Source organism: Fulvimarina uroteuthidis (assembly GCF_034321785.1).
Classification (GTDB): domain Bacteria; phylum Pseudomonadota; class Alphaproteobacteria; order Rhizobiales; family Rhizobiaceae; genus Fulvimarina; species Fulvimarina uroteuthidis.
The window spans coordinates 135427-160025 of sequence record NZ_JAXLPB010000003.1 but is presented as its reverse complement, the minus strand read 5'-3'; the positions used below and the strand labels follow the sequence as shown (position 1 = coordinate 160025).

Sequence of the window (24599 nt, the reverse complement as noted above, 5' to 3'; positions counted from 1 at the left end):
CGGCATCGTCAAAAACGCGCCTTGAAAATCGGCCATCGCCGCCGAATTAGCGATCCATGAGCCAGACGCACGACACCTTGGACCATGAAGCCGACGGGGTGACAGCCGACGCCAGCCAACCTTCGCGGATGGGCTGGGTCCTCGGGCTCGGCGGTCTCGTCCCGTTCGTCCTGATCTCGGGACTGCTCGTCTATGGCGGCACGGAAACGATCGCCTATGGCACCGTCGTTCTCGCGCTGACCGCCTATTCCGCTTCCATCCTCGCCTTCCTCGGCGGCATTCGCTGGGGTCTCGGCCTTCGGCCTCGGCCTCATCAGGCGCACGAACTGCTGCTTTCGGTGCTGCCCTCGCTGGCCGGCTGGGTTCTGGTTCTCGTCCCCGCCCCTTACGTCTTCGCAGGCTTCGCAGCCTGCTTCGCCCTGCAAGGGGGATGGGATCTCAACTCTGCCCGCCGGGGCAAGCTGCCGCCGTGGTTCGCAAGGCTTCGCCTCGTCCTGACGATCGTCGTGGTCCTTTGCCATACTGCGGTTTTCGTCCGGACGTTCTAGCCGCCTTCCGACAGGGACGGTCGTTCGATGCGGCGGACGTCCTCCGCATCGGAATCGGTGCGAAGTTCGAAAAAATTCCCGCGATCTTCGTCAATTGGTAAGGGCCGGCGTCGCATCAGGGCGATCGACCTTGTGTGTTGCTTGCGGATCACGAATTCGCGGCGGGTCCGAGGAACGAGGCTCGATCTATATATATCAACGGGTTGCGGCTCATTGCGTTAACAGTTGGTTTCCAAATTCGTGTCCTGGACGCAACAGGGGTCCGGCCGCACGGCCTGTTTGGACCGTGTGTGGCATTTCTGTAATTGCGCCCCGCGTCTCAGCGGATATGTTCGTCATCAGAAAGACCGCGGGGACAAATCGCGCTGGCTTTCGTAAGGGACGGGCAATGAGGGGGAACCTCGGCAGACTGCCCCAACCCACAATAATTGACTGGAGGTCAGGACATGAACATTAAGAGCCTTCTTCTCGGCTCCGCTGCGGCACTCGTCGCAGTCACCGGTGCCCGCGCTGCGGACATGATCGTTCCAATGGAAGAGCCTGCTGAATACGTTCGCGTTTGCGACGTCTACGGCACCGGCTTCCATTACATCCCGGGCACCGAGACGTGCCTCAGCATCAACGGCTACGTTCGCTTCAAGTACGCAGTCGCAGGCCCGATCGAAGGCGATTTCGGCGACAACTTCCTGCGCAACGCCGAGGGTGACGACTACCAGGCCGGCTCGCAGGTCCGTGTTCGCCTGAACTTCGACGCTCGCGAAGAGACCGAGCTCGGCACACTCCGCGCTGCCGCTCGTATCCAGGCGAACAACACGTTCGGCGCATACTCGAACGACGCCGACTACCGCATGGACTACGGCTTCATCCAGCTGGGTGGCCTGACCATGGGTTACCTCGACTCGCTCTTCACTGAAGACGACGGCCTCCTCACCGACTCGGATCTTCCGATCGGCGACATCCAGACCAACCGCGTGTCCTACACGTTCGCAGCGGCCGGCCTGAATGCAACGATCGGCCTCGAAGACGACGGCAGCGGCGACTTCGCTCCGAACGTCGTTGCAAAGCTCGGCTACACGGGCGGATTCGGCGGCTTCAACCTCTACGGCGTGTACGAAGAGTCCGTTGGCCAGGGCGGCGGTGTTTTCGGTTCGCCGGCTTTCACACGCGGCACTGCAGCCTCCTCGAGCCGCACCGGCTTCATCGACGTGAACGGCAACGGCGTGTTCAACCCTGGCATCGATACGCCAGTGCTGACCTCGACCAGCGCAACCGCAGCATCGTCGACGTTCGGCGTCCTCACGGACAGCGACGCGGACGCGTTCGTTCTTAAGGGCAATGCTTCGCTCAAGGACATCATTGCGGCCGACTCCGAGCTGAAGTTCGAAGGTTCGTACGCTTTCGATCCGTCGAACTATTCGACAATCGGTCTCTTCAACAATGCCTCGACCGTCGGCAACAACACCGATCCGTTCTTCGGCGACGTTCCTGTCGAGTGGATGGTTGGTGCAGGCTACGCTCAGGCGTTCGGCAAGCTCGGCGTCGCCGTCGCAGGTGTCTACGGCGAGACCTTCGACAACTTCACGTTCAACACGGTCGCTCCGTTCAGCCTCGTGAACACCGGCAATGCCGACTTCTACAAGCTGGTCGGTAACGTCGGCTACGAGATCACGAGCAACTTCGACATGCTCGCCGAAGTCTCGTACACGAGCCTCGACAACGACGGCCAGAACGGCTTCCGTGACAACGAGTTCGATCAGACCGCTGGTTTCGTCCAGTTCGTCCGTTCTTTCTAATCATCGGATTAGCCAGACCTTCAGGAAAGGGCTCGACTTCGGTCGGGCCCTTTTTTCGTGCCGAACCATGCTTCCTCGTCCTGCGGACGATCGAGATCCCGTCTGGCCGGTCAGGTGCAGGCCGCCCGGGCGATCGACATTTGCCGGTGCCGCATGTCGGCGGTATAATCCGACAGACATGATTGCGGTCCACGCATTCAACACATGCGGATCAAAGCCCGTCCCCTGACGTTCGAGAGCGAAGGCATTTTATGACGAATTCACCGACCGAGACCGAGACCGAGACCGAGACCGCCAAAGCCAAGCCGAAATCGAAGCGGATCGGCGCGTCGCCCGCGTCCAACGATTGGGATCCGGGCCCGGTGGCCGATCAGAAGCTGATCAACGCTCTCAAGTCGAAAGTCGTCGCAAGCACGATCGTCGAGGACGATCCGCTGGAGGAGAAACACAAGGGCCAGGCCTATCGCCGCGACTTTAGAACGGTCGACTACAAGCGCCTTTCGAAAACCGAGGACGAAAAGGCGGCCGAGCGCCAGCGCATCAAGGCGATGCACTCGACCTGGGTTCCGCTGTCGAAATCCGGCAAGAGCGCCCGGCCCTCGACCCTCGCCAAATTCGCGAGCTTCGGCGGCAGCACGATCAGCGTCGACGTGATCCGGCTGAAGAAGGGAGAGCGCTCGCGCTCCGGCAGCACCGACCATTCGGCCGACGGACAACCGCGCTCGGCGCTTGCGATGCCGATACCGGACGCATCGGACGAGACGGCCCCCAAGGCGCAGACCGACGATGCCCGCTTCGGCGGCGGCATGGCGGTCGGCGAGGAGCCCATCCTGCTCGAACATCCGCGCGAAGGCAGCGCGATCGATCCGCTGACGGACATTGACGGCATCGGCCCGTCGATCGAACGGCTCCTGCACGAACTCGGCGTGTTTCATTTCGATCAGATCGCCGGCTGGACGGGCCCGCAGGTCGCATGGATCGAGAATGCCCTGGCCTGCGAGTCCGGACGCATCGAGAAAGAAGGCTGGGTCGGCTCCGCGATCAGGCTGCGGGCGAGGTAATCCGCCCATCCTCCATCGGAATCGAGACGGCTCGGGACCCGCTCCCGGGCCGTTTGGCGTTCGGGACCACCCGGAGCATCGGCGCGAACATCGGAATCGATTTTCGGAATGGTTGCTGCGTGACATCGAGACGATCGCCACAGCCTCGTGCGTCTGAACAGACGCGCGAGGCTGTGCGGAAGACGTCGTGGGCATCAGGGGAATCGAGCGAGCGCGACATGCCTTCTCGCGGCTGCGCAGCATCCCGCCCCGCAATCCATCCGGGCCAGCAATGGCTCGCATGGCACGGGCCGGTCGCGGACGCTCAAAGCTTCAGGGCGCAGGCGGCAGCGATCCGGGCCGCACATGCCGACGTGTCCACCCCGCCGGTCGATCGGGCCGACGGCGAAGCCATCTCCGCCACAGCCCTTGCCAGCCGTCAGACAAGCCGGGCGGTTGCAAAGGAATAAGGATCGTTCGGGAAACGCGTATCGCGGGGCTGCGAAATGGTGCTGCCGGAGAGATTTGAACTCTCGGCCTCTCCCTTACCAAGGGAGTGCTCTACCCCTGAGCTACGGCAGCACATGACGTTCGAGGATGTTGGGCCTCGCGTCCGGTCAGCCATGACCCGCCTGCGGGATCGATGTCTTGACCGTTCGAACCGGACCGCTTCAACAGCGGCCCGTCTCGTTGGCGCGTGTGTCCTCATTTTGAGCGTGTCAGTCAAGTCAAAAATTGCAGCCGTTCGGCTGACGGTGACGGTTCTGGCGTCCTGTGTCCCTTTATCCGAAAGAACGGCGGGACGTGCGCTGCCCGACGCGGGGCACGACGCCTGCACCGTTTCGCTCGAAACACCCGGCGAAATTCGACGCGACGCCGTCTTCGGCGCGCCGATGGGTGTTAAACTTCGCGTTTCATGCTACATTCGGATCAACGAGCCCTGGGCGCCGACAACCGCCCGGTGTTTTTTCTGTTTTGTCATTCAGGGAACGGTGCGGCAGGCCGCGCTTTGGTTTTCTGAACGACCCAATGTCATGAACGACCGGAGTTAACGACCATTCGCAGACCATTTCGCGCACCGCCGGCCCAGAAAGAGGGGCCACGCTCGAACCGAGACATTCGTGTTCCCATGGTTCAGCTCATCGATTCCGAAGGCGAGAACAAGGGACAGACCCCGACGTCCGAAGCCTTGGCCATGGCCGAGGAGGCGGGCCTTGATCTCGTGGAGATCGTGCCGACCGCCAATCCGCCCGTGTGCAAGATCCTCGATCTCGGCAAGCTGAAATACGAGAATCAGAAAAAGGCCGCCGAGGCGCGCAAGCGTCAGAAGACCATCGAGGTCAAAGAGGTCAAGATGCGGCCGAACATCGACGACCACGACTACGAGACGAAGATGAAAGCCGTGCGCCGGTTCTTCGAGGACGGCGACAAGGTCAAGGTGACCCTGCGTTTCCGCGGGCGCGAAATGGCCCATCAGGAGCTCGGCATGCGCCTGTTGAACCGGGTTCGCGAAGAGACCAACGAGATCTCGAAGGTGGAAGCCGAGCCGAAGCTCGAAGGCCGCCAGATGATGATGGTCCTCGCGCCCCGCGGATAGGCTGACATTCCCAAAGCGCGACCGAGGCCCGACATTCGGTTCCGGTCGCGCTTTCGCCGCCATGGTCCCGCCTGATGTCGGCTGCCGGACCGTGCGAGCGACTGCGGCATTGCCGGCCGGCAATGCTCGATCGGGCCCGCCACATGGTTCGGCGAAGCCCCCCGATTCGCGACATCCGCGACCGGCTCACCCGATTCGTCCCCGCGCTGCGTCCCACGCACTCTCTCGATCTCGCCGCCGATCCGGCGCGAACATCCGGGCGCAAGACGTAAGCCCGTATGCGGTCGGTTTCGCCACAGGGCTTCGCACTCGGGCAGATCGTACATCGTTTTCCCCGCCGTCCGGCAATTTCGCTTATGCGGAAGCACCGCTGCCGGAAGCTGTCCGTCCCGTGCAGGGGCTGCCGATTGCCGTTACAGGCGTCACGCCGGAATCCGCGCCGCGACAGCTTGGGCGACGGACCGTCCGTCGGTCGGTTCGGCCGTCGAAATCGGGCGGCAACCCCGCAAGACGATGCCGGTCGCTTCAGGCCCGCGCCTTACGCGAACGCCGCGCGGTCACGATCAAGGGCCGTCCGCTCGCACACCCTTCGGATCGGCTTGCGTCGGCGCGCCTCACGTCGAGAATCAGAGCGTCCGGTTTTCGACCGATCCGGACGGCTCTTGCCGGCACGGTCCCGTTGGCGACGTCCTCGACCGCTTCGGCCAGACGATGGCCGTCGCTTGCATCGCGAAGCCACAGGCGGCCGCCCGGCCCGCTCGGCCGGAACAGGCTGCGGGTGCTGAGGAGATGATCCATATCGGGATTGAGGGCGAGCACCCGCATGCTGCCCGAAATCAGGGCGATCGCGAACGGCAGATTGGTCCACAGGGATTCCAGACGCTCGATCGCAAAGAGGGAAAGCGTCGTCATATCGGCTTCGGCACGCAGCGCATCCTCGATATCGACGCGGATATGCTCGAACAGCACTTCCAGCGAACGCCGGTAGGCCGGTTCGTGCGCCTTGGCGAAGCTCAGGCGCAAGCGGTGGAGAAAACCGTGTGCGCAGTCGCATTCCAGTTCGAACGCGCAACGACCGGGACCCAGATCGGCCGCGTCGCCGTAAAATCTGAGATAGGAGACGCCGACGTCCTGCGAAACGGCACGCCGGGCGGACTGGTGGCGCCGGCTGGTGGCGAGAAGTTGCGGACGCGGCGGGAACTCGTTGGACAGCGGCCAGGTTTCGAGGGACACCTGCAAGCCGGCGAAGCGCGCCTCCAGATATTCGAAGACGGCCTCCCAGCCGTGCCTGTCGAGCGAGGCGGACGCCAATAAGGTTCGAATCGTGTCGGGGGAGCCCGGAAAAGGCACTTGCATGAACCATCACCCATTCACTGTCCCGTGATGAGTGAAACACAGGGGACAATAAACGGCAAGATAACCATATGGGTTACGTATTTTCATCGAACCGGGACCATGCCGATTCGATGTCATGGGATCGGCCGCTCTACCGTCCCGTCATCATGCGGGGGCGGCCACGTCCATCCGCCCGGCCGCCCAGGCGGCATGATCGCAGACCTTCTGGACGTAGGCCGAGCCGTCGACGCAGGCCAGAATCCTGGTCATGGATTGTCCTTTCTCAATGCGCCGACAGTCGATCGAGCGCGCCCGGCTTGTCGTGAACGGCGAGCTTGTCGACGATGGTCGCGCTGGCTTCGTTGAGACCGCGAACCTCGACCTCCGCGCCCTCGCGCCGGAACTTCAGGACGGCGCGATCGAGGGCCGCGACGCCGGACAGGTCCCAGATATGGGCCGAACCGACATCGATGACGACCTTGTCGAGGGATTCCTTGAAATCGAAGGCTGCCGCGAACCGCTCGGACGAGGCGAAGAACACCTGGCCCGCGACGCGGTAGGTCCGGATGCGCCCGTCCTCGGACAGATCGGACGTGACCCGGAAGATCCGCGAGACCTTCCAGGCGAAGAAGACGCCGGACAGCATGACGCCGATGATCACCCCGATCGCCAGATTGTGCGTCCAGACCACCGTCACCACGGTCGCCAGCATGACCACCGAGGATGGACGGGGATGCTCGCGCAGGTTCCGGATCGAGCCCCAGGAGAAGGTTCCGATCGAGACCATGATCATGATCGCGACGAGCGCCGCCATCGGGATCACCGCCACCCAGTCGCCGAGAACGACAATCAGGAACAGGAGGAAGAGCCCCGCGCTCGCGGTCGAGAGCCGGCCGCGCCCGCCCGATTTCACGTTGATGATCGACTGGCCGATCATTGCGCAACCGGCCATGCCGCCGAAAAAGCCCGTCACCGTGTTGGCAATGCCCTGGCCGACGCATTCGCGGTTCTTGTCGGAGCCGGTGTCGGTCAGGTCGTCGACGATCTGCGCCGTCATCAGGGATTCCAGCAGTCCGACGACGGCCACGGCTGCCGAATAGGGCAGGATGATCATCAGCGTCTCGAAAGTCACCGGAATGTCGGGGATGAGGAAGAAGGGCAGCGTGGACGGCAGTTCGCCCATGTCGCCAACGACGCGAAGGTCCATACCGAAAGACATGGAAACCGCCGTCAGCACCACGATGGCGACGAGCGGCGATGGAACGGCGGTCGTCAGGCGCGGCAGCAGGTAGATGATGGCAAGGGCCACGGCGACCATGACGTAGGTCATGGAAGGCACGCCGACGAGTTCGGGGATCTGCGCCATGAAGATCAGGATGGCCAGCGCGTTGACGAAGCCGGTCATCACCGACCGGGAGACGAAGCGCATGGCATTGCCGAGCTTCAGGAAGCCGGCACAGATCTGAAGCAGCCCGGCGAGCACGGTGGCGGCCAGCAGATAGTCAAGGCCGTGATCGCGCACCAGCGTGATCATCAGCACGGCGGTCGCTGCCGTCGCCGCGGAAATCATTCCGGGGCGCCCGCCGGTTATGGCGATCAGGACCGAGATGGAAAAGGAGGCGTAGAGGCCGACCTTCGGATCGACGCCTGCGATGATGGAGAAGGCGATGGCTTCGGGAATGAGGGCGAGGGCGACGACGAGCCCTGCGAGGAGATCGCTGCGCACATTCCCGAACCACTCTTGGCGGAGTGTTTCGAAGTTCATGTCTGTTTTTGCTGACGCGGGATAGATCGGGTCGTCGCTGAGGCGGGACGAGGCGATCTGGTGTTGGCCGAGGGGTAGGCGCCCGGCATAGCCACCCAACGGATTGGGTCCTTGCGTAGGGGCTTCTTGCCATTTCGCAGGTGCGAGATCAAGTCGGGCATGCGTTTGCGGCGACGAACCGGCACCGTCACGCCATGCCGCCCCGCCGATTCCCTGCGAATGCCTGTTCTTTGACGGCGAAACTCTTGCACATTACAAACATATTTGCATAATCGCATTTATGAACGATGATCACGCCGTCACCGCCCTCGCCGCCCTTGCCCATGCCGACCGCCTGGCCGCATTCCGAATGCTGGTCCGCGCCGGACCGAACGGCATGGCGTCCGGCGCCATCGCCGAGGCCCTGTCGATCCCGCCGACGCGCATGAGCTTCCATCTGGCGACGCTGGAGCGCGCCGATCTCCTGCGCTCCTGGCGCGACGGCCGGCGCATTCTCTACGCCGCGAGCTTCGACGACATGCGTCGGCTCATCGCTTTCCTCACCGAGGACTGCTGTTCGGGAAACCCCGAAATCTGCGGAGACCTCGCTTCGTTCGCGTCATCCTGCACCGTGGAGACATGCTCATGAGTTCCGACCGTCGTTTCAACGTCCTGTTTCTGTGCACCGGCAATTCGGCGCGCTCGATCCTGGCCGAAAGCGTTCTGCGCAAGCTCGGCGAAGACCGGTTCACGGCCTTTTCCGCAGGAAGCCACCCCAATGGCGCGGTCAATCCGGTCGCCATCGACGTCCTGACCGAGCTGGGTTTTCCGGTCGACGGACTGCGGTCGAAATCCTGGGACGAGTTCGCGGTGCCGGGCGCTCCGAAGATGGATTTCGTCTTCACGGTCTGCGATCAGGCCGCCGGCGAATCCTGTCCGGTCTGGCCCGGCCAACCCGTCACCGGGCACTGGGGCATCGAGGATCCGAGCCGGGAAGAGCGGCCGGGGCTGTGGAAGCGCGCCGCCTTCGTCAAGGCGCTGGGGTACATGAAGAACCGCATCGGCGCTTTCGTCGCCCTGCCGGTCGAGGGGCTGGAGCGTTCCAGCCTGTCTGCGAAGATCAGCGAAATCGGACAGATGGACGGGGCGTCGTCGCCGCGCTCCGGCGCCGCGTGAGGGACACGAGCATGACGATCACGATCTATCACAATCCCGCCTGCGGGACCTCGCGCAATACGCTGGAGATGATCCGCCAGTCCGGCGAGGAGCCGCGGGTCGTCGAATATCTGAAGACGCCGCCGAGCCGCGAGACGCTGCTCGGCCTCATCGACGCGATGGGGATCGCACCGCGCGATCTCCTGCGCGAAAAAGGCACGCCCTATGCCGAACTCGGCCTCGACGATCCGGCGCTTTCCGACGAGGCGCTGGTCGAGGCCATGATGGCCCATCCGATCCTCATAAACCGGCCGATCGTCGTGACCGACAGGGGCGCAGCGCTCTGCCGTCCGTCGGAAAAGGTGCTCGCGCTCCTGCCCGATCCCGTCGCCAGCTTCACCAAGGAAGACGGCGAGACGGTCACCGCCCGTGGTGCACCGGGCGCGGCTGAATGAGCGGTTCCATCCACGACCTTCCCAATATCGTATCCGGGCAGCTTCGGCCGATCGACCGGGAAGCACTGGTCGCCCCCGGCGATCCGCAGCACGCGCCGCGCATTCTGGTTCTCTACGGCTCGCTTCGCGAACGCTCCTATTCGCGGCTCCTGTCGCAGGAGGCCGGGCATCTTCTGCGCTGGTTCGGCTGCGAGGTCCGCAGCTTCGATCCGCGCGGTCTGCCGTTGCCCGATGGCGCCGAACCCGACCATCCGAAGGTGAAGGAGCTGCGCGACCTGGCCGAATGGTCGGAAGGCATGGTCTGGGTCAGCCCCGAGCGCCACGGTGCGATGACCGGGATCATGAAGGCGCAGATCGACTGGATTCCCCTGAGCCTCGGCGCCACGCGCCCGACCCAGGGCAAGACGCTCGCCGTCATGGAGGTCTCGGGCGGCTCGCAAAGCTTCAACGCCGTGAACCAGATGCGCATTCTGGGCCGCTGGATGCGCATGGTGACGATTCCGAACCAGTCGTCGGTTCCCAAGGCCTTCCTCGAGTTCGACGAGGCGGGCCGCATGAAGCCATCGGCCCTCTACGAACGTGTCGTCGACGTGTGCGAGGAATTGGCGAAGTTCACCCTTCTGGTGCGTGGCCGCTCCGCCTACCTCACCGATCGCTATTCCGAACGCGTCGAAAACGCCGAGGAACTCTCCAAACGCGTGAATCAGCGCTCCCTGTGATTGCCCGCATCAGGATCCACCCGTCATGCTCGCCTTCGCGATTTTCGTCGCCACCCTCGTTCTCGTCATCTGGCAGCCCAAAGGGCTGGGAATCGGATGGTCGGCCCTTGCCGGCGCGGCGGTCGCGCTCGCGGCAGGCGTCGTCGACTGGGGCGATGTGGAGATCGTCTGGGAGATCGTCTGGGACGCGACCTTCACCTTCGTCGCGCTCATCATCATCTCGCTCATTCTCGACGAGGCGGGCTTCTTTTCCTGGGCGGCCCTTTACGTGGCGCGCTGGGGCGGCGGCAGGGGGCGGCGCCTCTTCCCGCTGATCGTTCTTCTCGGCGCGCTGATCGCCGCCGTCTTCGCGAACGATGGCGCGGCGCTGCTCCTGACGCCGATCGTGCTCGCCATCCTGCTGCGGCTGGATTTCCCGCCCGCCAGCGCCCTCGCCTTCACCATCGCCTGCGGCTTCATCGCCGATACGGCAAGCCTTCCCCTGATCATCTCCAACCTCGTGAACATCGTCACGGCGAACTATTTCGGCATTTCGTTCGGACGCTACGCCGCCGTGATGGTGCCGGTGAACCTCGTCTCGATCGCCATGACGCTGCTCGTTCTCTGGCTGTGGTTTCGCCGCGACATTCCCGGAACCTACCGGCTGGACCGACTGGAAGCGCCACGCAAGGCCGTGCGCGACGACGCCGTCTTCCGCACGGCATTCCCGTTGCTCGGCCTCCTTCTCGTCGCCTATTTCGTCACCGGCCCGCTGGGCGTGCCGATCGCGTTCGTGACCGGCACGGCGGCGCTCGTGCTGATGGCGGTGGCGGGGCGCTGGTTCTCGGGCGGACGCGGCGCCGTCGTGCCGCTGGCCAAGGTGCTGCGCGAGGCGCCCTGGCAGATCGTCCTGTTCTCCATCGGCATGTATCTCGTGGTCTACGGCCTCGGAAATGCCGGACTGACCGATATCGCCGCCGGCGTCCTGCAATGGCTCGCGCTGCAGGGCACTTTCGCCGCCACCCTCGGGACGGGCGTTCTCGTCGCCGTGCTCGCCTCGATCATGAACAACATGCCCGCGACGCTGGTGGGCGCGCTCGCCATCGACAGGGCCGACGTGCCGGCGCTGACGCAGAACCTCATGGTCTACGCCAACATCGTCGGCAACGATCTGGGGCCGAAGTTCACGCCGATCGGCTCGCTGGCGACGCTCCTCTGGCTGCACGTCCTGGCCGGCAAGGGCCAGCGGATCAGCTGGGGCCAGTACATGAAGGTCGGCCTCGCCCTGACGCCGCCGGTTCTGATCGTCACGCTGATCGCCCTCTGGCTCTGGCTCCCGATCGTTTCCTAAAGCTGGCCGCGACGGTCCCCGCACGGCGGTCCGCGTCCGCCGCCACACGACGTGCAACCGGTCGATACGCGGGCGCATCCGAAGGGTTTTTCATGCGCAGGCTTGTTCAAGGGCGACAACAGTCCCTAGAACGTTCGCCAGCAGTCGTCGCGTCCTCACCGAATGAGAAGAACCCGCAGTGCAGCAATTCAGACGAATCGACGAGGTTCGGAACGCCCTCGAGCCCTTTCGGGCCGAGCGCCGTCCGATCGGTCTCGTTCCGACCATGGGCGCGCTCCACCGGGGCCACGGGACCCTGATCGAAACGGCGCGCGCGCAGAACGACACCGTCGTGGTTTCAATCTTCGTGAATCCGACCCAGTTCGGCGATACGGGCGATCTCGACAATTATCCGCGCACGCTCGAGGCCGATCTCGAACTCTGCCGCGCCATAGGGGTCGACATGGTGTTCCTGCCGATGGTCTCGGACATGTATGCCGAAGGCGAGCAGACATCCGTCTGCGTCGAGCCGCTGGGCAGCGACCTGATCGGCCGCCAGCGCACCGGCCATTTCAGGGGCGTCACCACGGTCGTCTCGAAACTGTTCAACATCGTCCAGCCGTCGCGCGCCTATTTCGGCGAGAAGGATTTCCAGCAGCTCGGCATCATTCGGCGCATGGTCTCGGACCTGTTCGTTCCGGTCGAGATCGTCGGCGTGCCGACCGTCCGCGACGCGGACGGTCTTGCCCTGTCGTCGCGCAATGCGCGTCTGGATCCGGCCGAGCGCGCCGCGTCCGTCGTCCTGTCAAAAGCCTTGATGCTCGGCGCGGCCCTGATCGAGGCGGGAGAAACGGAACCCGAGGCCGTTCTGTCCCCCATGCGCGCCATGATCGAGGCCGAACCCTTAGCCGACCTCAAATCCCTCGACATAAGGTCGGCGAGACATCTCGACCCGGTCGAACGCATCGGCGAAGAGCCGGTCGTCATCCTCGTGACGGCCCAATTCGGATCCGTTCTCCTGATCGACCAGCGCGAAGCGCGGGCTTCGGGGGCCGGAACGCAAGGAGAGAGCGGGCGATGAGCGCGCAGACCGGCACGAAACGCAAAAGCGCACCGGACATTCGGGCGCAAAAGGGCGGCCCCCCCATCGTCAGCCTGACGGCCTACAGCGCGGTGACCGCGCGGCTCGTCGACCCGCATGCCGATTTCATCCTCGTCGGCGACAGTCTCGGCATGGTCGAGCACGGGCTCGCCTCGACGCTCGGCGTGACGCTGGACATGATGATCCTGCACGGCGCGTCCGTCGTGCGCGGAACGACATCGGCGCTGGTCGTCGTCGACATGCCGTTCGGCTCCTACGAGGCGAGCGAACGGGAGGCGTTCGCGAGCGCGGCGCGGATCATGGCCGAGACGGGCTGCGGCGCGGTGAAGCTGGAAGGCGGCGCCGCCATGGCCTCGACCGTCAAGCATCTGAGCGAGCGTGGCATTCCCGTTTGCGCCCATGTCGGTCTGACGCCCCAGGCCGTGAACGCGCTGGGCGGATTCAGGAGCCAGGGCCATGATGCGGCCGCGCGCGACAGGATCCTGAACGATGCGAAAGCCGTCGAACAGGCCGGCGCCTTTGCCGTCGTCGTCGAGGGCGTCGTCGAGCCGCTGGCGGCCGAGATCACCCGTGCGCTGACCATCCCGACGATCGGAATCGGCGCATCCAGCGCCTGCGACGGCCAGATCCTCGTTCTGGAAGACATGCTGGGCCTGACGATGCGCGTGCCCCGCTTCGTCAAGCGATATGGCGCGCTCGGCGATTCGATCGAGGCGGCCGTCCGGGCCTACGCCGAAGATGTGCGGGCCCGCGCCTTTCCCGGGAGCGAGCATGTCTACAAACCGCGCGGTTGAAGGTCCGGGCGTCCGGTTCCAGGGCATCGGCCAAAACATCGGATCGATCGTTCGAAGGCCCGACGCGTGACATCACAGGGATAGCTGGAGCTCCAGCGGAAGCACGAAGGGGGTTCCGGAGAAGGCGTCGGCGCCCCTCCCGATCGACCGGATCGCCTCGACCATCCGGCCTTTCCGGCCCAGAATCTCGTCGGCGAAACCCACCAGCCGGGCATTGGGGGTTGCCGAAGGCGCCCGTGCCCGGAGTTCTCGGGCCAGCGCCATCTCCTCGAGGGCGGGATTGAGCGAAATCGCCAGGATGTAGGCCGCCGCCGTGGAGCGGCTGATGCCGGCGAAGCAGTGCACGACGAGGGGCCTGTCCCGGTCCCACCGCGACCCGAACGCGATCAGGTCCCGCACATGATTCTCCATCGGCGGCGACAGGCCCTCGATCGGCGTCACGATATCGTTGAAGCCGAGAAACAGGTGCCGCTCCTCCGCGATCGTCTCCGGCCTCGGCACGACCGAGTCCGCATTGATCAGGGTCAGGAGATCGCGGGCACCGTGCCGGGCGACCGTCACGGGCATGTCGGCAAGCGAGGAGACGACGAGATAGCTCATGGGTGGCTCGGGCTCATGTCAGCGGGCTTCGATATCGGTGCGCGGTTGCGCGATCCGGCGGTCCGGCTTCGGCTCGACCCTGGCGACGAGATCGTCGAAGCGGGCGACGAACGCCTCCTCCATGGCGCTGGCCGGGGCCGGTGCGAAATCGTCCGTCAGCGCTTGCGGGATGGTCGTTCGGCCGAAGAGAATATCCGCCTCGCTTTGCGTGAAGCCGGCGAGGCGCACCGCCTCTTCGCGGGCCGAGATGCGATCGGCGGCCTTGATCTGCCTCGCGATCGCGGCGGGAAGCACCGGCGGCAGGCCGAACCGGATGTGGATCGCCTCCTGCAGCCGCAGTTCGACCGCCTTGTAGTCGACGCCCAGCACCGCCTTGAAGGGCGAGATCATGTCGCCGATGACATATTCGGGCGCATCGTGCAGCAAGGCGGCGAGCCGCCAGCGCGGATCGGGCAGCCCATCCGCAACGAGGCGCTCGACGATCAAAGAGTGCTGCGCGACCGAGAAGGCATGGTCGCCGGCCGTCTGACCGTTCCAGCGTGCGACCCGGGCAAGACCATGGGCGATATCGACGATCTCGACGTCGAGCGGCGAGGGATCGAGCAGATCGAGCCGCCGGCCCGACAGCATGCGTTGCCAGACGCGCGCCGGCTTTTTCGCGGACGCTGCGCTCACGCGACCTCCCCGTCGCCGGGCGCGGGGACGCCGGCGGGCAGCGTGTAGCCGGCCCATGCGGGGATGGTCAGCGTCACGGGAACCCCGTCGACGGCGATGGGCAGCCCGTTCGCCAGACCCGACGCGAACTTGTCGGTGCGCACGACCACGAGCCCGGTGCCGCCCGTTGCCGCAAGAAGCGTGCCGATGGTCGCCTCCCCGCTCGTCACGTTCGCGCCTTCGGTGAGGTGGCGCTCGCCGGTGGCGAGCATCAGTCTTCGCCGCGCCGTGCCGCGATGCTGCATGCGCGAGACCACCTCCTGGCCGACATAACAGCCCTTCTTGAAGGAGACGCCGCCATTCTGGTCGAGCAGCACGTCGTGCGGAAACATCTCGCTCGCGGCGAAATCCGTGTCGACCTCGGCAACGCCCGAGCCGATCCGCACCGCACGGAAATCGTCCTGCGAGGCCTCCTCGCCGCAATCGCGCACCTCGCCATAGGCGCGGTAGACCGGCGCGCCGCCGAAGCGCGCATCCGCGAAAAGACCGCTCGGCGGCTCGTCCAGATCCCAGACCGCGAAGACCGGCTCGTCGCCCGGTTCGATCGTCAGCTTGGCCCGCAGCTTGTAGAGGGCGAGCCGCTTTGCGAGGGCATCGCGAAGGCTCCTCGCACATTCGATGCGGTAGCCGGCGGCGGCCTTCGACACCAGGAAATCGAACAGGATCTTGCCCTGGGGCGTCAGCAGCGCCGAGGGCCGCGCCAGATCGCCGGGGATCGAGACCATGTCGGCGGTGACGAGGTTCTGGAGAAAGCTGCCGACATCCTCGCCGTTGAGGAGGAGAACGGCGCGATCGGTGAGCCGTGCATATGGCATTGTTCGCCCCAGACATGTTGACTGCGACCGGCTCTGTCGTCCGGTCCTTGTTTGCGCGCTTCGCTCTAGGTATCCCCGTCAATGGCCGGAAACAAGCGAAGGGTGTTCCCATGACCGCAATCTACGACCTCGTTCTCAAGGACGGAACCGTCGTCAATCAGGATGGCGAGGGACTTCGCGATATCGGCATTCTCGACGGGTCCATCGCCGCCATCGGCCGGCTCGACGCCTCGTCGGCCGGCGAGGTGATCGATTGCACCGGCCTCACCATCCTGCCCGGCGTCATCGACAGCCAGGTGCATTTTCGCGAACCGGGCAACGAGCACAAGGAGGATCTGGAAAGCGGCTCGCGCGCGGCGGTCCTTGGCGGCGTGACCTGCGTCTTCGAAATGCCGAACACCAATCCGCTCACCACCAGCGAAGCCACCCTCACCGACAAGGTGAGGCGCGGCCACCACCGCATGCATTGCGATTTCGCGTTCTGGGTCGGCGGCACCCACGAGAATGCCGGCGACGTCGCCGAACTGGAACGGCTTCCGGGCGCGGCGGGCATCAAGGTGTTCATGGGCTCGTCGACCGGAAAGCTGCTCGTCGAAGACGATGAGGGCGTGCGCGCGATCCTCAAAAACACCCGGCGGCGGGCCGCCTTCCATTCGGAAGACGAATATCGCCTTCGCGAGCGCATGCAGATGCGCATCGAGAACGACCCTGCCTCCCATCCGGTGTGGCGCGACGTCCAGGCGGCCGTCAATTGCACCGAGCGCCTCGTCTCCATCGCCGAGGAGACCGGCGCGCGCATTCACATCCTGCACATCTCGACCGGCGAGGAGATCGCCTATCTCTCGACGCGCAAGCGCAATGTGACCTGCGAAGCGACGCCGCACCATCTGACGCTGACCTCGGCCGACTACGGAACGCTCGGCACGAAGATCCAGATGAATCCGCCGGTGCGCGAGATCCGGCACCGCGAGGCGATCTGGGGCGGCGTCGAGGCCGGCATCATCGACGTTCTGGGATCCGACCACGCCCCTCACACCCTCGAGGAAAAAGCGCACGCCTACCCCAATTCGCCGTCCGGAATGACCGGCGTGCAGACCCTGGTGCCGATCATGCTGGATCACGTCGCCAATGGCCGGCTCACTCTGCAACGCTTCGTCGACCTGACTTCCGCCGGCCCGCAGCGCATTTTCGGCCTGTCGCGAAAGGGCCGCATCGCACTCGGCTACGATGCCGATTTCACGATCGTCGACCTGAAGCGGGAGGTCGTGATCCGCGACGAATGGATCGGGTCGAAGTCGAACTGGACGCCCTATCACGGGCGGACCGTCACCGGCTGGCCCGTCGGCACCATCGTGCGCGGCAACCGGGTGATGTGGGAGGGCGATCTCTCGATGCCCTCGAAGGGCGAGGCGGCCGAGTTCGTGGAGACCCTCCGGCCCGTTCGGTAAGACCGTCCCGCAGGTTCGTCGCGGAACGCAGGGAGCTACGGCGATCGATCGGCCATTATGGAGAGCCGTCGGCCACGCCCTATCTGCCCTTCTCCGGCAGGCCGCCAAAGCCTGCGGTTCTCTCACCCACGAGGCCCTCGCATGTTCGAATTGCCCGAAATGATCGACGGCATCGTGCGGGGCGCGGTGCTTTCCGTCCTCGGCCTCGCCCTCATCATCGCCATCGTGCGGATCGTCGGGCTGCGCTCGTTCTCGAAGATGACGTCGTTCGACTTCGTCATCACCCTTGCCACGGGATCGTTGCTCGCCAGCATCGCGACCGTGTCGTCCTGGACGGACGCGTTCCAGACGGCGGTCGCGATCGCCGTCCTGATGGGCCTGCAGGTGCTCATCGCCCGCACGCGGGATCGCCGCAACAAGGTCAGCGACTATCTCCTCAACACGCCGTCGCTCCTTATGAAGGACGGCGAATTCATCGACGAAACGATGAACGACTGCCGGGTCTCGCGCGACGACGTCCTGGCCAAGCTGCGCCAGGCCAATGTGAAGACATTCGAGGATGTCAGGGCGGTCGTTCTGGAGACGACCGGCGATATCAGCGTCCTGCATGGCTCGGACGTCGATCCGCGCCTTCTCGACGATGTCGAGCAACGCCGACGGTTCGACGCCTTTGCGCACGATCGCCAGGCGCGCGCCACGCGCAGGTGACAGCGTCCGGCGCCGCAACCGGAAGCGTCGGACCACGCGGGTTTCATGGCGGCGGCGCGAACAAATCGGTCACCGCCTTGCCCGCCCCCTGGATGGTCGTTATAGCACCGACAACCTCACTCCCACGACCGATAGGAAATCACGATGTCGATCGAACGCACCTTTTCGATGATCAAGCCCGACGCGACCCGCCGCAATCTGACCGGCGCCATCATCAAGATCATGGAAGAAGCCGGCCTGACCGTCGTCGCGTCCAAGCGCGTCTGGATGAGCCGCCGCGAGGCCGAAGGCTTCTACGCGGTCCACAAGGAGCGTCCCTTCTTCGGCGAACTCGTCGAATCCATGACGTCCGGACCGACGGTCGTCCAGGTTCTGCAGGGCGAGAACGCGATCGCGCGCAACCGCGAGATCATGGGCGCGACCAACCCGGCCGATGCCGCCGAGGGCACCATCCGCAAGGAGTTCGCCCTGTCGATCGGCGAAAATTCGGTGCACGGCTCGGACGCGCCCGAGACGGCCGCCCAGGAGATCGCATACTGGTTCTCCGAGACAGAAGTCGTCGGCTGATCCCGGCATCGCCCAACGAAAACAAAACAGGGCGGCGCATCCACTGCGCCGCCCTGTTTCGTGCGATGTCGGGAATCGATCGATCGATCGGTCAGTCGAGATATTGGCCGCCATTGGCCGAGATCGTCGATCCGGTGATGAAACCCGCATCGTCGGAGGCGAGGAACGTCACGCAGCGCGCGATCTCGTCGGGCTCGCCGAGGCGGCCGACCGGAATCTGCGGCAGGATCGTCTCGTTCATGACCTTTTCGGGGATCGAGGACATCATCTGCGTGTTGATGTAGCCCGGCGCGACGACGTTGACCGTGATGCCCTTGCGGGCGCCTTCCTGGGCCAGCGCCTTGGTGAAACCGATATCGCCGGCCTTGGCCGCAGAATAGTTGGCCTGCGCGAACTGGCCCTTCTGGCCGTTGATCGACGAAATCGTGATGATGCGGCCAAAGCTGCGGTCCCGCATGCCCGGCCAGACCGGATGCGTCATGTTGAAGACGCCGGTGAGATTGGTGTCGATCACCTGCTTCCACTGCTCAGGCGTCATCTTGTGGAAGGGCGCATCGCGCGTGATGCCGGCATTGTTCACGAGGATCTCGACCGGACCAAGCTCCGCCTCGACCTTGCGGATACCCTCGGCGCAGGCCTCGTAGGAGCCGACGTCCCACTTGTAGACGCTGATGCCGGTCTCCTGCTTGAAGGCATTCGCCTTCTCGTCGTCGCCGCCATAGGTCGCGGCGACCGTGTGGCCCGCGGCCTTCAGGGACATGGCGATCGCCGCCCCGATGCCGCGCGTGCCTCCCGTTACAAGTGCAACTCGACCCATATTCTATCCTCCCGGTTTTTCTTCGTATCGACGGGGTCCCTGACTGTACGGCCCCGTATTGGCAAGGAAACTAGGCGAGAGAGTGCGCACTGGCTAGGGCCGCATCGCGGCGGGCGTGTGCACGCAGGACGGGGACGAGGCCGCAGCGAACGGTGGGGATTCGGCTAAGCAGTTCTTTCGACGGGACGATTTTCAAATCCGGGACGTCGCTCTTCGCGCCTGGCGTTCTAGATGGATACGAAGAGGATCGAGGCAGGAAACGGGGCAGCATCATGGGCGACAGGAACGAAGAGCGCAGGCGGCTGATCCTCAACGAGATCGAGCGGGTCGACGATCAGGCTCCGACCGCCGACGACCCCTCGCGCAAGCACGCCAAGATGTCGCTCAATCCGTTCCGGTTCATGCGCGGATCGGTCCAGATCTTCTACAACGATCTTTCGACCGGCGTCCTGACGCTGCCCTCCCCCTTGACCGAGACGGTGAAGAAGACGGGGATCATGGGCGATTGCCATACGTCCAATTTCGGCTTCGTCACGGAGAAAGGGTCCGGCGGCGGCCTGATCATCTTCGCGCCGGACGATTTCGACGATGCCTGCGTCGGCCATGCGGCATGGGACGTGTGCCGGTTCCTCGTCAGCCTCCATCTTTCGGTCGATCTTGCCCATGGCATCCTCGACAGCCGCTATTCGACCGACGCGTTCGACGATCTGGAAGGGCTGGTCGCACCGACCGAGGACGAGACCCGCGCGGCGGCGGCGGCGTTCCTGGCCGCCTATCGCGCGACGCTTCTGACGATCATCGACAATCCGCTGCATCGCCGGACGGTGCTGCACGAGTTCGAGAAGCACCACATCCTGTGGAAGGCGCTGAAGAAGGCGCGCAAGAGAGCGATCGGCGGGAAGAATTTCGAGACGAAATCAAAGCTCGGCAAGGCGGTCATCGCCAACGGGGCCGAACTTCGGTTCCGCGACAAGCCGGGCCGGCTGAAGCGGCTCGGCAAGAAGGAGGAGGCCGAAGTTCGCGGCAATTTCCGCAAATATGTCGGCGACACGATCGTCGACGTCGTCGAGCGTATCGGCCAGGGCACCGGCTCGCTCAACGTCAAGCGCTACTATCTGCTCGTCGGCCCGAAAGGCGCCTCGACCATGGCGGAACTGCCGCTGTGCCATCTCGTCGAGGTGAAGCAGCAGCGCCATGCCGCAGCGCTCCACTTCTTTCCCGATCTCGATCCGCGCAACGAACTGAACCCCGCCCATCTGACGGCCGCGATGCAGCGCCTGATGCAGCGCGAGCCCGACCTGCTTCTCGACGAGGCGGAATGGAAGTCCTCGCACTGGCTGATCCGCTCCCGCCACCACGCCTCGGTGAGTCTCGATCCGGAAGAGATCTGCCTGCACCCGAAGCAGTCCGGCAAGCGCCTCCTCGAATATGCCGAGGCCTGCGCGGTCGCCCTCGCCCACGCCCATTCGCGCACCGATCATCGTTCGACGCGGTTCGAGACGATGCTCGCCACGGCCCTCGCGGAGGCGGGCGACGCCCTTCTCGAAACGGCCGAGGCCTATTCGAGACAGGTCATCAGCGACTGGACGATGATGCGGGACATGACCGGCATCGACCCGACGCATATGCGCAAGGATCGCTGACGGCGAAGGTTTCGGCCTCCGGCCGTCTGCGACGGCAAACGGCGTGGCCCGTCTTGCGGATCGAGGCGCGCAGGCGGCCGCTCAACCGGCTTCGAGCGGCAGCAAGCCGGCCTCGATCTCGTCGCGCTTGCCTTCGAGGAAGGGCGGCAGGCTGAGGCTCTCGCCCACGGTCTCCGCCGGTTCGTCGACCGCGAAACCGGGCCCGTCCGTCGCGATCTCGAAGAGAATGCCGGCCGGAACCCGGAAATAGAGGGAGCGGAAATAGAACCGTTCGACCTCGCCGCTCGACGGCACCCGCAGCGCCCGAAGACGGTCGGTCCATGCGTCGAGGCCCTCTCTGTCCGGCGTGCGGAACGCGACGTGATGAACGGCGCCCGCGCCCTGCCCCGCCTGGCGCAGATGCGGCTCGACCGCGACGTGAAGCTCGGTCTCGCTGCCGCCCTCGTTCATCGTGAAGACATGGACCGCCGTCTCGCCATCGGTGTAGGTCCGGTTCTTCTCCATGTTCATGACATGCGTCAGAACCTGTTCGGTCGGCTCCATCTGCGCGATCGAAAGGGTGATCGGCCCGAGACCCTGGATCTGATTCTCGACGGGGACCGGGCTCTGCGTCCAGGGCGATGCGGCTGGCCCTTGGGGATCGACCACCAGCCGAAGCCGCTGGCCTTCCGGGTCCTCGAAGTCGAGAATCGTCCGGCCGTCGAGCTCGCGCGGCGCGTCGACGGGAACGCCGGCCGCCTTCAGCCGCGCTTCCCAGAAGGCGATCGCGGCAGTGCTCCGGATCCTCAGGCCCGTCCTCGAGACCGAGCCCGAGCCCCGCCGTTCGGGCGCTGCCGGCCAGTCGAAGAAGGTGATGTCCGTGCCCGGCGAGCCGTCGCCGTCCGCATAGAACAGGTGATAGGCCGACGTGTCGTCCTGGTTCACGGTCTTCTTCACCAGCCGCAGCCCCAGCACGTCGCGATAGAAGGCAAGGTTCTGCGGGGCGTTGGCGGTGATCGCCGTCAGATGGTGAAATCCGGTCAGCTTGAGAGCCATGAGACATCTTCCGTTGCGTTGGTCACGACGCCAGATGGGTCAGAAGGCGATGCGATACAACGCCAGGTCCGGCGACAGCCCGTCACCGGAAAGGATCGCGCCTGCCCTATCGGGCTTCTCGCCCGGACCCCGCGGCTAGAACTCGATCCCCTTCTGGGCCTTGACGCCCGAGCGGAACGGATGCTTGACCATCGTCATCTCCGTGACGAGATCGGCGAAATCGATCAGCTCGTCCTTGGCGTTCCGGCCGGTGACGACGACATGTTTCATCTCCGGTTTCTGTTTGAGGAACGTGACGATCTCGTTCACGTCGAGATAATCGTAGCGCAGCACGATGTTGAGTTCATCGAGCAGGACGAGGTCGTGTTCCGCGTCCATGATCATCGCCTTCGCCCGTTCCCAGGCCTGCCGCGCCGCCTCGATGTCGCGCTGGCGGTCCTGCGTCTCCCAGGTGAAGCCGTCGCCCATGGCGGTGATCGTCACCTGGTCCCGGAACCGGTCGAGGGCCGCCCGTTCGCCCGTTTCCCACTTGCCTTTCACGAACTGCACGACCCCGACCTTCATGCCGTTGCCGATGGCACGGAAGACGAGCCCGAAGGCGGCGGTGGACTTGCCCTTGCCCTTGCCGGTGTGGACGATGACGAGCCCCTTCTCCACCGTCTTGGTGGCGACGATCTTGTCGCGCGCGGCCTTCTTCTTCTTCATCTTTTCGGCGTGACGGGCGTTCAGCTCGTCCTCGCTCATCGTGTCGGTGATCCTGGTCTTCTCGCTCATCGGTCCTGCCCCTCGGTCTTCCTGCGCCTGCCGATCAGGATTACCTGAAAAGCTTCGACAGGAATAACCGTTCCTGATCGCCCGGATAACTGGGAAGCCGGCCGAACACTTCGAATCCGACATGCCTGTAGAACTCCGGCGCCTGTCTCGAATAGGTCGAGACCCAGGCGCCCTTGCAGCCCTTCTGGCGGGCGATGGCCTCGGCCTCCTCCATCAGCCGGCGCCCGAGCCCCCGGCCGCGCCAGCGCAGCGGGACGGCGATGTTCTCGACGACCATCCAGTCCCAGTAGATCTGCGCGAAGATCCCGCCATCGACCCCCGCCTCGTCGACGAGGCCGAGGCCGAGAAAGATCGGCGAATAGGCGAAATCCTTCGCCACGCTCGGCTCGGCCATCGGCCGCACCAGATCGGCCATCGCGTCCTGCCGCCGCGCATCGATCCGTTCGATCCTGATGGTCATTGCATCCCTCCGTAGGTAACTCGCGAACGACGACCATGCGCCGGCCTGTTCCGCCGCTTTGGAGCGGTCGGAGCCGTGCCTTCGTCTTCGGGCGGCTTCATGCAACGATTGGATGCAGGCAGCGTGCGAGATCGCGTTCCCCATCATGTAGTGCGCCGGGAGCGAAGATGTGCAGGTCGGACTCTCGAACGCGCGGTCAGGCGCTCGGCTTCAGCACGAGCGCGAGGCCGGCCGCGACGAACACGACCTCGCCGGCGACCGCGGCGATCCGCTGATTGAGCCGTCCGGCATGATCGCGAAAATCGCGCGCCATCTTGTTGTCGGGCACGATGCCGAGGCCGGTTTCGTTGGAAACGAAGATCACCGGCCCGCCGAGCCCGCCCTCGATCAGCCCGACCAGCCGATCGACGTCGGCCGACACGTCCCGTTCGGCCATCATCAGATTGGTGACCCAGAGGGTGAGGCAGTCGACAAGCACCACGCCGCCCGGCACCGCGACGCGGCTGAGCGTCTCGCCCAGCGCCAGCGGCTCCTCGATCGTCGTCCAGCCGTCGCCGGCCCGCTCGCTCCGGTGGCGGGAGACGCGCTCGGCCATTTCGGCGTCGAAGATCTGGGAGGTCGCGAGATAGGTCAGGGACAGTCCGGTATCGCGCGCGCGGCGCTCGGCATAGGCGCTCTTGCCCGACCGCGCGCCTCCGAGGACGAAGAGATGGGACAGCGCGGTCACGCCGCCGCTAGACCAGTGCCAGGGTCCAGGCGACGATGTCCGACGAGATCTTCGCGAAGGCCTGGTCGAGGGACGCCACGAACGCGGCGTTGCCGGTCCCCACGACGGGCGCCGACGCGGTGAAGATCTGCGTGCGCCGCACCGAGCCGTTGCGGTCGTTGAGCGCCTTCACGGAAATTTCGATGATCGCCTGACGCCCGTTCACGACATCGACCTCGAAGCGGCGGATTTCCAGAATGATCTGGTAATCGATCGCAAGCCCCTGCCCCGGAACGCCGACGGCGCCCACCCGGCCGGTATTCTCGAAGGCCTGGAGCAGGCGAAGCTGCACCATGCGCGGCAGACGGTCGCTCCACTGGCTTTCGGCGAGATATTCGACCGAATAGGGCGTCGGCTTGACGACGATCCGCTCCGAATCGAGCGTCTTGATCGCGGTCGGCTCGGGGATCAGCAACTGGGCACGTGTCGCGCCGACTTCCGCGCGCTCCAGGCGCGGAGCGGAAATCTCGAAGGTCTCAAGCGGCGTCTGGCAGGCACCGAGACCGATGAATGCGAGTGCCAACAGGATCGGACGCGAAACGCGCATCATGCCGCTTCCTTCGAAGAAAAGAGAAAGACGAGCAGACCCTGAAAGACCGTCGCCGCGTTCGTCACGCCTGCCGTGCCCACGACGGCGAGCCGGCCCGCGCCGCGACCTTAG

26 protein-coding genes, 1 tRNA gene and 1 other annotated feature are annotated in these 24599 nt (G+C 64.9%); of the genes, 15 read left to right on the top strand and 12 right to left on the bottom strand.

Annotated elements, in window-relative coordinates; translation table 11 throughout:
• The first annotated feature begins 56 nt into the window (after window positions 1–56).
• The 3 genes from U0C82_RS10455 (at window position 57) to U0C82_RS10445 (ending at window position 3402) form a co-directional block, all read left to right on the top strand.
• Window positions 57–548, top strand: coding sequence for a DUF3429 domain-containing protein (locus U0C82_RS10455; protein ID WP_322187050.1), 492 nt, complete (start codon window positions 57–59; stop codon window positions 546–548).
• 446 nt (window positions 549–994) lie between these two features.
• A complete protein-coding gene (locus tag U0C82_RS10450; RefSeq protein WP_322187049.1) occupies window positions 995–2341 on the top strand; it encodes a porin in 1347 nt (448 codons plus the stop codon).
• Window positions 2342–2592: 251 nt separating this feature from the next.
• The gene (locus U0C82_RS10445) at window positions 2593–3402 is read left to right on the top strand and encodes a hypothetical protein (protein WP_322187048.1); all 810 of its coding nucleotides are present in this window, start codon (window positions 2593–2595) and stop codon (window positions 3400–3402) included.
• 486 nt (window positions 3403–3888) lie between these two features.
• Here U0C82_RS10445 and U0C82_RS10440 read toward each other — a convergent pair.
• Window positions 3889–3963 (bottom strand) — tRNA-Thr (locus U0C82_RS10440).
• Between the two features lie 475 nt (window positions 3964–4438).
• Between U0C82_RS10440 and infC the strand changes: the two genes are divergently transcribed.
• Window positions 4439–4978 carry a translation initiation factor IF-3 gene (gene infC / locus U0C82_RS10435; protein ID WP_322187422.1) on the top strand — a complete coding sequence of 180 codons (540 nt, stop codon included), beginning with the start codon at window positions 4439–4441 and terminating at the stop codon, window positions 4976–4978.
• 525 nt (window positions 4979–5503) lie between these two features.
• Here the strand turns inward: infC and U0C82_RS10430 are convergent.
• Entirely contained in the window at window positions 5504–6289 is a 786-nt protein-coding gene (locus U0C82_RS10430; protein WP_322187047.1) for a hypothetical protein, read from the bottom strand.
• A 307-nt stretch (window positions 6290–6596) separates the two neighbouring features.
• Complete coding sequence (locus U0C82_RS10425) at window positions 6597–8078, bottom strand: SulP family inorganic anion transporter (RefSeq protein ID WP_322187046.1); 1482 nt, start codon at window positions 8076–8078, stop codon at window positions 6597–6599.
• 61 nt (window positions 8079–8139) lie between these two features.
• Window positions 8140–8192 (bottom strand) — a sequence feature (sul1 is cis-regulatory element that is thought to sense ions involved in sulfur or methionine metabolism; They are found in Alphaproteobacteria).
• 166 nt (window positions 8193–8358) lie between these two features.
• On the opposite strand from U0C82_RS10425, the gene U0C82_RS10420 reads away from it, so the two are divergent.
• From U0C82_RS10420 to panB, 7 genes are all read left to right on the top strand, one after another.
• Window positions 8359–8706, top strand: coding sequence for an ArsR/SmtB family transcription factor (locus U0C82_RS10420; RefSeq protein WP_322187045.1), 348 nt, complete (start codon window positions 8359–8361; stop codon window positions 8704–8706).
• Complete coding sequence (locus U0C82_RS10415) at window positions 8703–9233, top strand: arsenate reductase ArsC (RefSeq protein WP_322187044.1); 531 nt, start codon at window positions 8703–8705, stop codon at window positions 9231–9233. Before U0C82_RS10420 ends, U0C82_RS10415 begins: the two co-directional genes overlap by 4 nt.
• Before the next feature lie 11 nt (window positions 9234–9244).
• On the top strand, window positions 9245–9667 hold the full coding sequence (gene arsC / locus U0C82_RS10410; protein ID WP_322187043.1) for an arsenate reductase (glutaredoxin): 423 nt from the start codon (window positions 9245–9247) through the stop codon (window positions 9665–9667).
• Complete coding sequence (gene arsH, locus U0C82_RS10405) at window positions 9664–10386, top strand: arsenical resistance protein ArsH (RefSeq protein ID WP_322187042.1); 723 nt, start codon at window positions 9664–9666, stop codon at window positions 10384–10386. Before arsC ends, arsH begins: the two co-directional genes overlap by 4 nt.
• A 25-nt stretch (window positions 10387–10411) precedes the next feature.
• Window positions 10412–11716: an arsenic transporter gene (locus U0C82_RS10400; RefSeq protein WP_322187041.1), complete on the top strand. Its 1305-nt coding sequence runs from the start codon at window positions 10412–10414 to the stop codon at window positions 11714–11716.
• Between the two features lie 178 nt (window positions 11717–11894).
• Window positions 11895–12776: a pantoate--beta-alanine ligase gene (gene panC / locus U0C82_RS10395; RefSeq protein ID WP_322187040.1), complete on the top strand. Its 882-nt coding sequence runs from the start codon at window positions 11895–11897 to the stop codon at window positions 12774–12776.
• Window positions 12773–13591, top strand: a complete 819-nt coding sequence (gene panB, locus U0C82_RS10390; protein WP_322187039.1) for a 3-methyl-2-oxobutanoate hydroxymethyltransferase — start codon at window positions 12773–12775, stop codon at window positions 13589–13591. The genes panC and panB overlap by 4 nt, the downstream gene beginning before the upstream one ends.
• A 72-nt stretch (window positions 13592–13663) precedes the next feature.
• Here panB and U0C82_RS10385 read toward each other — a convergent pair whose 3' ends face one another.
• From U0C82_RS10385 to ygfZ, 3 genes are read right to left on the bottom strand one after another with little or no spacing between them, the layout of a single operon-like run.
• Window positions 13664–14191 (bottom strand): tyrosine phosphatase family protein, encoded by a 528-nt coding sequence (locus U0C82_RS10385; RefSeq protein ID WP_322187038.1) that lies wholly within the window; start codon window positions 14189–14191, stop codon window positions 13664–13666.
• A gap of 18 nt (window positions 14192–14209) precedes the next feature.
• Window positions 14210–14821 carry an HD family hydrolase gene (locus tag U0C82_RS10380; RefSeq protein ID WP_322187420.1) on the bottom strand — a complete coding sequence of 204 codons (612 nt, stop codon included), beginning with the start codon at window positions 14819–14821 and terminating at the stop codon, window positions 14210–14212.
• A gap of 41 nt (window positions 14822–14862) precedes the next feature.
• Window positions 14863–15720, bottom strand: coding sequence for a CAF17-like 4Fe-4S cluster assembly/insertion protein YgfZ (gene ygfZ, locus U0C82_RS10375; RefSeq protein ID WP_322187037.1), 858 nt, complete (start codon window positions 15718–15720; stop codon window positions 14863–14865).
• Between the two features lie 110 nt (window positions 15721–15830).
• On the opposite strand from ygfZ, the gene U0C82_RS10370 reads away from it, so the two are divergent.
• From U0C82_RS10370 to ndk, 3 genes are all read left to right on the top strand, one after another.
• Window positions 15831–17168, top strand: a complete 1338-nt coding sequence (locus U0C82_RS10370; protein WP_322187036.1) for a dihydroorotase — start codon at window positions 15831–15833, stop codon at window positions 17166–17168.
• A gap of 141 nt (window positions 17169–17309) precedes the next feature.
• Window positions 17310–17876: a DUF421 domain-containing protein gene (locus tag U0C82_RS10365; protein ID WP_322187035.1), complete on the top strand. Its 567-nt coding sequence runs from the start codon at window positions 17310–17312 to the stop codon at window positions 17874–17876.
• A 144-nt stretch (window positions 17877–18020) separates the two neighbouring features.
• Entirely contained in the window at window positions 18021–18443 is a 423-nt protein-coding gene (ndk, locus tag U0C82_RS10360; RefSeq protein ID WP_322187034.1) for a nucleoside-diphosphate kinase, read from the top strand.
• Window positions 18444–18534: 91 nt separating this feature from the next.
• On the opposite strand, the gene phbB is transcribed toward ndk, so the two are convergent.
• Window positions 18535–19260, bottom strand: coding sequence for a beta-ketoacyl-ACP reductase (phbB, locus tag U0C82_RS10355; RefSeq protein WP_322187033.1), 726 nt, complete (start codon window positions 19258–19260; stop codon window positions 18535–18537).
• 272 nt (window positions 19261–19532) lie between these two features.
• On the opposite strand from phbB, the gene U0C82_RS10350 reads away from it, so the two are divergent.
• Window positions 19533–20903: a DUF2252 family protein gene (locus U0C82_RS10350; protein WP_322187032.1), complete on the top strand. Its 1371-nt coding sequence runs from the start codon at window positions 19533–19535 to the stop codon at window positions 20901–20903.
• 81 nt (window positions 20904–20984) lie between these two features.
• On the opposite strand, the gene U0C82_RS10345 is transcribed toward U0C82_RS10350, so the two are convergent.
• The 5 genes from U0C82_RS10345 to U0C82_RS10325 form a co-directional block, all read right to left on the bottom strand.
• Window positions 20985–21938: a ring-cleaving dioxygenase gene (locus U0C82_RS10345; protein ID WP_322187031.1), complete on the bottom strand. Its 954-nt coding sequence runs from the start codon at window positions 21936–21938 to the stop codon at window positions 20985–20987.
• 135 nt (window positions 21939–22073) lie between these two features.
• Window positions 22074–22712, bottom strand: coding sequence for a cob(I)yrinic acid a,c-diamide adenosyltransferase (gene cobO, locus U0C82_RS10340; RefSeq protein ID WP_322187030.1), 639 nt, complete (start codon window positions 22710–22712; stop codon window positions 22074–22076).
• Window positions 22713–22752: 40 nt separating this feature from the next.
• On the bottom strand, window positions 22753–23172 hold the full coding sequence (locus tag U0C82_RS10335) for a GNAT family N-acetyltransferase (RefSeq protein ID WP_322187029.1): 420 nt from the start codon (window positions 23170–23172) through the stop codon (window positions 22753–22755).
• 196 nt (window positions 23173–23368) lie between these two features.
• Complete coding sequence (cobU, locus tag U0C82_RS10330; RefSeq protein ID WP_322187028.1) at window positions 23369–23899, bottom strand: bifunctional adenosylcobinamide kinase/adenosylcobinamide-phosphate guanylyltransferase; 531 nt, start codon at window positions 23897–23899, stop codon at window positions 23369–23371.
• Between the two features lie 7 nt (window positions 23900–23906).
• Window positions 23907–24488 (bottom strand): ABC-type transport auxiliary lipoprotein family protein, encoded by a 582-nt coding sequence (locus U0C82_RS10325; RefSeq protein ID WP_322187027.1) that lies wholly within the window; start codon window positions 24486–24488, stop codon window positions 23907–23909.
• Window positions 24489–24599 lie beyond the last annotated feature (111 nt).